Annotated in this window: 4 protein-coding genes and 4 tRNA genes; 4 read left to right on the top strand and 4 right to left on the bottom strand. The window is 63.4% G+C overall.

All coding sequences use genetic code 11. The features are described 5' to 3' along the window. From KY379_RS23395 to KY379_RS23380, 4 genes are all read right to left on the bottom strand, one after another. Positions 1 to 73, bottom strand: a tRNA-His gene (locus tag KY379_RS23395). 36 nt (positions 74 to 109) lie between these two features. Beyond that, a tRNA-Leu gene (locus tag KY379_RS23390) sits at positions 110 to 194 on the bottom strand. 54 nt (positions 195 to 248) lie between these two features. Next, positions 249 to 324, bottom strand: a tRNA-His gene (locus tag KY379_RS23385). 41 nt (positions 325 to 365) lie between these two features. Then, positions 366 to 442, bottom strand: a tRNA-Arg gene (locus KY379_RS23380). A 271-nt stretch (positions 443 to 713) separates the two neighbouring features. Here KY379_RS23380 and folD point away from each other — a divergent pair. The 4 genes from folD (at position 714) to KY379_RS23360 (ending at position 8,342) form a co-directional block, all read left to right on the top strand. Continuing rightward, on the top strand, positions 714 to 1,568 hold the full coding sequence (gene folD / locus KY379_RS23375) for a bifunctional methylenetetrahydrofolate dehydrogenase/methenyltetrahydrofolate cyclohydrolase FolD (RefSeq protein ID WP_261241526.1): 855 nt from the start codon (positions 714 to 716) through the stop codon (positions 1,566 to 1,568). Positions 1,569 to 1,856: 288 nt separating this feature from the next. Beyond that, the gene (locus KY379_RS23370) at positions 1,857 to 2,921 is read left to right on the top strand and encodes an ornithine cyclodeaminase (protein ID WP_261241527.1); all 1,065 of its coding nucleotides are present in this window, start codon (positions 1,857 to 1,859) and stop codon (positions 2,919 to 2,921) included. A gap of 81 nt (positions 2,922 to 3,002) precedes the next feature. Continuing rightward, positions 3,003 to 3,488: an Lrp/AsnC family transcriptional regulator gene (locus tag KY379_RS23365; RefSeq protein ID WP_133328532.1), complete on the top strand. Its 486-nt coding sequence runs from the start codon at positions 3,003 to 3,005 to the stop codon at positions 3,486 to 3,488. A gap of 87 nt (positions 3,489 to 3,575) precedes the next feature. Then, positions 3,576 to 8,342: a dermonecrotic toxin domain-containing protein gene (locus KY379_RS23360; protein ID WP_261241528.1), complete on the top strand. Its 4,767-nt coding sequence runs from the start codon at positions 3,576 to 3,578 to the stop codon at positions 8,340 to 8,342. Positions 8,343 to 8,350: the final 8 nt, after the last annotated feature.

The raw sequence follows: 8,350 nt of genomic DNA, 5'->3' as shown, positions 1-8,350 counted from the left end.
GGTGGACGATGGGAATCGAACCCACGACAACTGGAATCACAATCCAGCGCTCTACCAACTGAGCTACGCCCACCATAGTGCGGTGCTGCGGTACAACCTAACAGAAGCATGGTGCGGACGAAGAGACTCGAACTCTTACAGCTTGCGCCGCTGGAACCTAAATCCAGTGTGTCTACCAATTTCACCACGTCCGCGTAACGCTTAAAACAAAGGCGCCAGATCAACTATCGAGGCGCCTTCGTAGAATATGGGGTGGACGATGGGAATCGAACCCACGACAACTGGAATCACAATCCAGCGCTCTACCAACTGAGCTACGCCCACCATATCGCGATACAGCATCACTTGTTTGCCCAGAGGCCTAATGGCGCACCCGGCAGGACTCGAACCTGCGACCATCCGCTTAGAAGGCGGATGCTCTATCCAGCTGAGCTACGGGCGCTTAAGCGTTCAGCCTAACCGAACAAGATACTTAACAGTTGACTGCTAAACCACTCATTCTGCCCGACTTCGCCGACCGGTGCTAGGCAGTGCCCGACAAGTGCGGCGAATCTTATAGGCGAGGCCAAACTGCGTCAACACCTTTCTCAAAAAAATTTAAATTATTGAAGGGGTTAGAGGATTTGCCCGACCACGCGCCTTTGCCCTCGGCGCATGTCGTGCGAGAATGCGCCCTCTTCAATGTTCCTTTCTCGATGGTTAATCACGCGTCTATGACTGCACACCTAATCGATGGCAAGGCGATCGCCGCCAACCTGCGCCAGCAGATCGCCCAACGTGTCGAGGAGCGTCGCCAGCAAGGCCTGCGCACTCCAGGCCTCGCCGTGATCCTGGTCGGTACCGACCCCGCCTCCCAAGTCTATGTCTCGCACAAGCGCAAGGACTGCGAAGAGGTCGGCTTCATTTCGCAGGCATTCGATCTGCCCAGCGAAACCACGCAACAGGCCCTGACCGAGCTCATCGACCGCCTCAACGATGACCCGGCGGTGGACGGCATCCTCCTGCAACTGCCACTGCCGGCCCATCTGGACGCCTCGCTGCTGCTCGAACGCATCCGCCCGGACAAGGACGTGGACGGCTTCCACCCCTATAACATCGGTCGCCTTGCCCAGCGTATCCCGCTGCTGCGCCCATGCACCCCGAAGGGCATCATGACCCTGCTGGAGAGCACCGGCCAGGATCTGTATGGCATGAACGCGGTGATCGTCGGCGCCTCCAACATCGTTGGCCGCCCCATGGCCATGGAACTGCTGCTGGCCGGCTGCACCGTCACCGTGTGCCACCGCTTCACCAAGGACCTGCCAGGCCATGTCGGCCGCGCCGACCTGGTGGTGGTCGCAGCCGGTAAGCCAGGCCTGGTCAAGGGTGAGTGGATCAAGGAAGCTGCCATCGTCATCGATGTCGGCATCAACCGCCAGGACGATGGCAAGCTGGTCGGTGACGTGGTCTACGAGACCGCCCTGCCCCGCGCCGGCTGGATCACCCCGGTGCCCGGTGGCGTCGGCCCGATGACCCGCGCCTGCCTGCTGGAAAACACGCTGTACGCCGCTGAAGAGCTGCACAAGTAGGCGTACCGGGCAGTGAAAAACGGCACCTCAGGCAGGTGCCGTTTTTTTTGATGCCTCTCGTAAGGTATCTGGCGCCTGCGAGATCGAGCGCCGCCTCCCCCCAAAGACAATCACCTGGTGGCTCTCTCCAAACTGCCGCTAAACCAACCACAACCGATTCGGCTGTGGCGCCCGACCGAACAACGTAGTCAGCTGACCGCAAGGACCGGTTCAGCCGGGATCGACAGCAGCGAAGCGGGATAATCATGGGGCAGCCCACCTGAGTGTGGCACCGCAAGGAGGAGTCCCATGACCCGCTTCATCGATGTGCAAGACCTCGCCCGCCTGGTCAACCGTAAAGGCCTGGCCACCTGCCTGGTGGAGATGGCGGACTACATCCGCCACGACTACCTGCGTTGGCACGCATTCGAGAAATGCGCGCGCCTGGCCAACCACTCCCAGGACGGGGTCATCGAGCTGATGCCGGTATCTGACGCCAGCCGCTATAGCTTCAAGTACGTCAACGGCCACCCGGTCAATACCCGCCACGGCCTGCCGACCGTGATGGCCTTCGGCGCCCTCGCCGACGTGGCCACCGGCGCCCCGTTGCTGCTCAGCGAAATGACGCTGACCACGGCGATCCGCACGGCCGCCACATCAGCCCTGGCGGCACGCTATCTGGCTCGGGAAGACAGCCGCTGCATGGCTCTGATCGGTAACGGCTCACAGAGCGAATTCCAGGTGATCGCCTTCAACACCTTGGTGGGAATCGATGAGGTACGCCTCTACGACATCGACCCTGATGCTTCGGCCAAGCTGGTCGCCAACCTGTCAGGTCGGCCCGGACTCAAGCTGACCACTGTCGGCAGCGTCGCCGAGGCGGTCAAGGGCGCCGATATCGTCACCACCGTCACCGCCGACAAGGCTTATGCCACCATCCTGACGCCGGAGATGATCGAGCCAGGCATGCACCTGAACGCCGTGGGCGGCGATTGCCCCGGCAAGACCGAACTGCACCGCGATATCGTCGAGCGCGCCCGGGTGATCGTCGAGTACGCACCCCAGAGTCGGATCGAAGGCGAGATCCAGCAGATGCCTGCCGACTTCCCGGTCACCGAGTTCTGGCAAGTGCTCGCCGAACAGGCCGCGGGCCGTGAACACAGCGCTCAGATTACCCTGTTCGACTCGGTGGGCTTCGCCCTGGAAGATTATTCGGCCCTGCGCTACGTGATGGATGTCGCCCAGGCATTGGATATCGGCGAGGACATCGAATTGGTGCCCAGCCTGACCGATCCAAAGGATCTGTACACCCTGCTCCAGCCCCGGGTGGTCAGCACCGGCACCCCACCGTGGCTCAGCTGCGCGATAGCTTGAGGCGCAGGCGACGACGGGCAGACGAGGGGCGTAGAACCGCCTAACCTGTTCCATGCCCCTCCCCGTCAATGAGGCTCGCGCATGGACACCAAGGCTGAGGCCACCTACCCACTGGACCGTATCGATCAGGCCATCATCGAAGTGCTACGCCACGAAGGCCGCATCACCTTCGAGAAACTCTCCACCCTCGTCCACCTGACCCCGCGCCCGTGCCTGGAGCGGGTCCGTAAACTGGAACGCCACGGCGTGATTCGAGGCTATGCAGCGATCATCGACCCGCAGAAAGTGGCACCGGGGTTATCCGTCCTGGTGCTGGTCGCGCTCTCCAACCTCAGTGGACGCACGTCGCAAAAGCATTTCGAAGCCACCATCAACGCCTGCAGCGAGGTCTTCGAATGCCAACTGATCAGCGGCCATTTCGATTACAGCCTGCGCCTGCGCTGTCGCGACATGGAGCATTACCGCGTGCTGAGCGAGCGCTGGATGAACGATGCGGCCCTGCATATCGACAAACTGGTCGCTCACCCCGAGCTGGCGACGGTCAAGAGCCTGACGCCACGGCTTTGAGCGCTCGAACAGAGGTGCTAGTCCAATAGCACCGCCGGCGCCTCCCACCTTCCTAGGCTGGGCGTTTTCCTCATGGAGAACAGCCCCATGCCTGCGGCACCCTCATCCCATTTCGCTTTCATGCAGCCTCGCCTACCCGCCTGGCTGGCTGCGGCCACTCCCACCCAGCGAGAGACGCTCGAGCGCCTTGTGCGCGGCAGCCATCGGGCCATGCGCCATGTGCAGGCCCTTCTGCGCCCCATCCAGACGCCCTCGATGTTTTGCCGAACGCGCTTGGAGGATGCGCTGGCGCACGCCTTCCCCGAGCGTGAATTGCCGGATATCGAGCAAGGCTGGCTATTGCCTGTGGCAGGCATGCACGGCATGTCCTGGCTGGAGGCCGGCATGCAGAACTTCGAGGCGCAAGCGCAGGTAAGGCTCTATCTGGCGAAAGACGCATCAGGCCCGACGACCCTGGACCCCGAGCGTTTCATCAAGGTCCTGCGCAACCTGGACCTGGGCGAGGCGTATCAGTACCACCTGAACGAGCATCTTGGCCGTCAGGCATTCCTCGAGGCCTTGCAGGCTCAGGACCGCGCCGCGTTCGCTGCCGAACTGTACCTGGCGCGCCTCAAGGGCGCGCTCGATGACCACGGTGCCGCGCTCGGCGATGCCGTACTTGCAGGCCTGTCGCACGCCTCCCGGCAGCCACTGGAATGCAGTTACCTGAGCCTGTTCGACATGCCCATGAGCGGGCCGCTGCTGATTCGCAAGCAGCCCCGAAAAAACACTGAAGCCTGCCTGCTCTACCTGCCCGGGCATCCGACCCAGCCGCTGCGTCAGTATGACTCGCTCAAAGCAGTGGGCCAGGCCATCACTGAAATGTTATGGCAAGACCACGAACGACAATTCTTTCTGCGTTACGTGAAACGCTCCCTGCAGCCGGCTTTCGCATTGAAACTGCGCGAGACGCTGTATCCCTCCTACCCCTATAACTACGTGACGTCGGACATCCCTGTACTGGAGAAAGGCCAACACATCAGTGTGTTCAGGCGCCTGTTTCCCGGCCCCAGGGCCATCTGGCAAGCCACCCTGGACAAAAACGTTCGCCTGCCCTGGGCGCATACGCCCTGGTCCCGCGAGTGCTTCGGCGAGCGGGCCAGGACCCAGCGCGAACGCCAACTGGAGGATGCCGCCGATATCGTGGTGCCGGTCGCGCAGCGCGATGCCGCGGCTCTGCAGGCCAGTCTTCAAGGATGGCTGCAGTGGGGGTTCAATGTACTGAACGTGGCGAGTTTCTTCGTGCCAGGGCTGGCGGAAGTCATGCTGGTAGTGGGTGGCGCACAGTTGGTCGACGAGTTTCTCGAAGGGGTGCATGCGGCCAACGAGAATGAAGCCGATGCCGCCATCACCCACCTGTTCGCGGTATTCGCTGGTCTGGCCCAGATCGCCATTCTGGGCGGCGCCGTACATGCCTACGAAACCGCGGGGCCCCTGCATGGATGGCAGCGCGTGGGCACAGGCGCCAGTGAGCGACTCTGGCACGGCGACCTCACTCCATTCAGCCAGCCACGGCCATGGCCCCAGGACCTGCCGTTACCCCCCTCCGGCATGCGTCACTGGCAGGGCCAGCCCTGGCTGGAACTCGATGGCCAGGCCCTGCCCCTGCAGGCGTCCGGCAGAGGCCGTTGGCGCCTGGCCCCGCAACCGGGGCACCGCTACCAGCCCAGTGTGCTCGGCAACGGCGCCGGAAGCTGGGTGCTGGAGCACGAACGACCATTGAGCTGGAGCGCGAGTACGCTCAGGCGCAGGCTTGGCCCGGTGAGCGCAGGCATGGACGACGCCACGTTGGCCGATGCGTTGGCCTGCAGTGGCTACGATGACGCGGCCCTGCGCGAGCTGTTGACCGACCACAAGCCGTTGCCAGCGCTGATGCTGGACAGCCTCGAAGCCTTCGGCGCCGATCGCGTCGTGCCTGCAGAAACCGAAGGCACGGCCGTGCTTGCCCGCGACTTCCCAGGCCTCAGCCCGAGGGCGCGCAACGAAATCCTGGCCCATGCCACGCCAGCCCAGCGCGCCCAACTGCAACGCACCGGACGCCTGCCATTGCCGATGGCCGAAAGCGCCCGACTGTACTTGCGCCACGCTCGCATCAATCGTGCCCTGGCCAGCCTGCGCCAGGTGGGCGGTGCAGACGCCGACCGCGACACGCTGGTATTCGCCAATCTACAGCGCTTGCCGGGCTGGACCGGTAACGTGCGCCTGGAGCTGCGCGAGGGCGGTCGACTGATTCAGGCCACAGGCCGCCCAGGTGCAACGCTGAAACAGGTGAGCCGAAGCCTCGACGGCTATGAACCCAGCGATGCCTACGGGCAGGTACTGGCCAATCGGAGCAATCTGTTCCACGCCCTGTTGCGCGCCTTGCCAGACAGCGAGCGCAATGCCCTTGGCTTGCCTATCGGTGACACCGACGGCCTGCGCGAGGCCATCTACCAACTGGCGGTCAACGATCGCGAAGGCTGCGCTCGTCAATTGGGCATGGCCCCTGTGCGCCCCTTGGTTCGTCTGCCCAATCGACTGCCGGGCAGCCCAGGTCTAGGCTATCGCCTCAGTGGCCGCGGGCGCGGCTGGCAGTCCGAGGACGCCTTGTTCGACGAATTGTTCCCCAGCGCCCCTGAACGTGACCGGCGCTTGCTACGCCAGCACCTGCGCCACGTGGCTGGCCGTCGACCCGGCGCCTTCATGCGCCTGCTCGAGAGCATGCGCAGCGACTACCGGCACTTGGACGAAGACCTGCAGGCCTGGGTCGAGCAAGGCATCGGCGAGCAACGCACCCAGCGCGACCTCCTGGCCCAGCAAATACGCCAGGCTTGGCGTCGACAAAGCACCGAAGGCGACATCGGTGACATCGACTTCGTCACCCTCCGGCTCGACCTTTCCGAATTGCAGAGCCTTCCGACCCTGCGAAGCCAGCTACCGCAGGTACGCCAGTTACATATCAGCGGGCTTTCAGCACGCCCCCCGACCTTGCTCGACGGCTTTCTTCGTAGTTTCCCAGGCGTGCGCCACCTGGATCTGGAAAGCAACGGCCTGAGTGCTCTGCCGGCTGTACTGAGCGAACTGCGGGAGGTCGAAACCCTCGATCTGTCCTACAACGAGCTCGACCTCAGCCAGGCAACTGTGTGCCAGACCCTGACCAGCATGCCGGCACTGCGACAACTCAATCTCAGTCACAGTATCACCACGCTGCCCGTGGCTGCGTTCGAGCAGCTTGCCACTTTGCAGTCGCTGCGATTCCTGCAACTCGACAGCAACGCCCTGGCCCTGGGAGCGGAACATTTCCGCGCCTTGGAGCGCTTGCCAGCTCTGACCCACCTGGAGCTGGGTCGCAACGCCATCACCCTGACCGAAGACAGCCGCACCGCACTGGCCAGCCTCAACCGCTTGCAACTGCTCTCGTTGCGGCATAACCCCCTGGAACTGGCGCCCGACCTTACCGGGTGGACGCAGCTCGAACAGTTGGACCTTGAGCACACAGGCCTGCAGGCGTGGCCAAACGGCCTGGTCGAGTTGATGAACCAGACCCCGCTCAGGCTGCGCGCCATAGACCTGAGCATGAACGAACTGACTGATGCCCCGGACCTGCGCGATACCGCGTTCGCCTGGCTGATTCGCGAAGACGATCAGGAGCTCACCTATGCCTTCGACGACAACCCATTTACCGACATCGCGCTACGCAGTCTCGAGGAGGCCGGCTTACCAGTGGGGGGAGATATGGCCGATACCGACTGGTCCAGCGGTTGGCCTTCGACATTACGCGCCCACCTGAGCGAGTTGTGGTTCGACCCGCAGTGGCAACCTTTGCACGAGCTCTATCAGCGCCTGCCAGACACTGAGGCCTATGTGCGTAGCCCCGGCGCCACCAACGAGCGCATGCGCCATGTCATGCAAACCTTGGTCGACGGCTCGCAGGACGATGCCAGTTGGGGCTTCAGCGAACTGCAGCAGCGGATCAACGACCTGTTGAACGACGCCGCTCAAGCCTGTGTCGATCAGGCCAGCCTGTTGTTCCAGCAGGTCGAGACCGAAGTCTCGTTATGGCAGTCGGTCGCCCACGCCGCGCCTGGCGCCGGCAATGAGCAGGTGGCCGTGGAGAGCGCCAGCGGGTTGCTGCGTCAGCAGTTGCTCGATGAACGCATCGGTGCGCTGTTCAATGCCCGCCGGGCCCGTCGCACCGCCCTCGGCGAAGGCCTGGACGCGCCGGCATTGGTCAGCTACGACACGCTGAGCGACGAGCAACTGGTCGATACGAACCTGCCCCTCGACGAGCTGGAGATTGCGCTCTATGCACGCATCCGTCTGCAGGACCGCTTACGCCTGCCGGCGCAGCCCGAGGGCATGCGTTTCGAGTATCTGGCGCGGGTCAGCGATGGCACGCTGCAGGCCATCGCCGAGGAGGTATGGAGCGCCGCCTCGGCATCACGCCTGCGCGAGTGGGCCGGCGAACAGGCCTTCTGGCAGCGCTGGTTGCAACGCTTGCGTCCGGAGGCATTCGATGCGCTGCAAGTGGAGTGGGAGGCGGCTTCGGAATACTTCGACACCCTCAACGAAGTCGTTACCGCCCCAGGCCCCTATACCGGACCGAGCGTACCCCAGGGCTATATCGACAGCCTGGAAACCCAGATCGGCCAGATCACCTGGCGCCAGGATGGCGTACTGCAACGGGTCGACCTCAGTCACGACAGCGGCCTCTATGCCCAGGCCTCGGCCTTGCTGCTCAGCAGCCGCCAGCAAGCCCAGACCGCCTTGATCGATGAACTGACCACTGCCCTGAGCGAGGCCAACCCCCAGGCCTTCAGTCCGACCGACGACTGAAACGCGCA

This window comes from Pseudomonas sp. HD6422 (assembly GCF_025377065.1).
In the GTDB taxonomy this organism is placed as follows: Bacteria; Pseudomonadota; Gammaproteobacteria; order Pseudomonadales; family Pseudomonadaceae; genus Aquipseudomonas; species Aquipseudomonas putida_U.
Note: the sequence above shows the minus strand (reverse complement) of the source record. Positions and strands in the feature narration are given on the sequence as shown.

Coding starts and splice junctions, on each gene's coding strand:
- KY379_RS23360 (WP_261241528.1), top strand. CDS start 3,576: ATGCCTGCGGCACCCTCATCCCATTTCGCTTTCATGCAGCCTCGCCTA.
- KY379_RS23365 (WP_133328532.1), top strand. CDS start 3,003: ATGGACACCAAGGCTGAGGCCACCTACCCACTGGACCGTATCGATCAG.
- folD (WP_261241526.1), top strand. CDS start 714: ATGACTGCACACCTAATCGATGGCAAGGCGATCGCCGCCAACCTGCGC.
- KY379_RS23370 (WP_261241527.1), top strand. CDS start 1,857: ATGACCCGCTTCATCGATGTGCAAGACCTCGCCCGCCTGGTCAACCGT.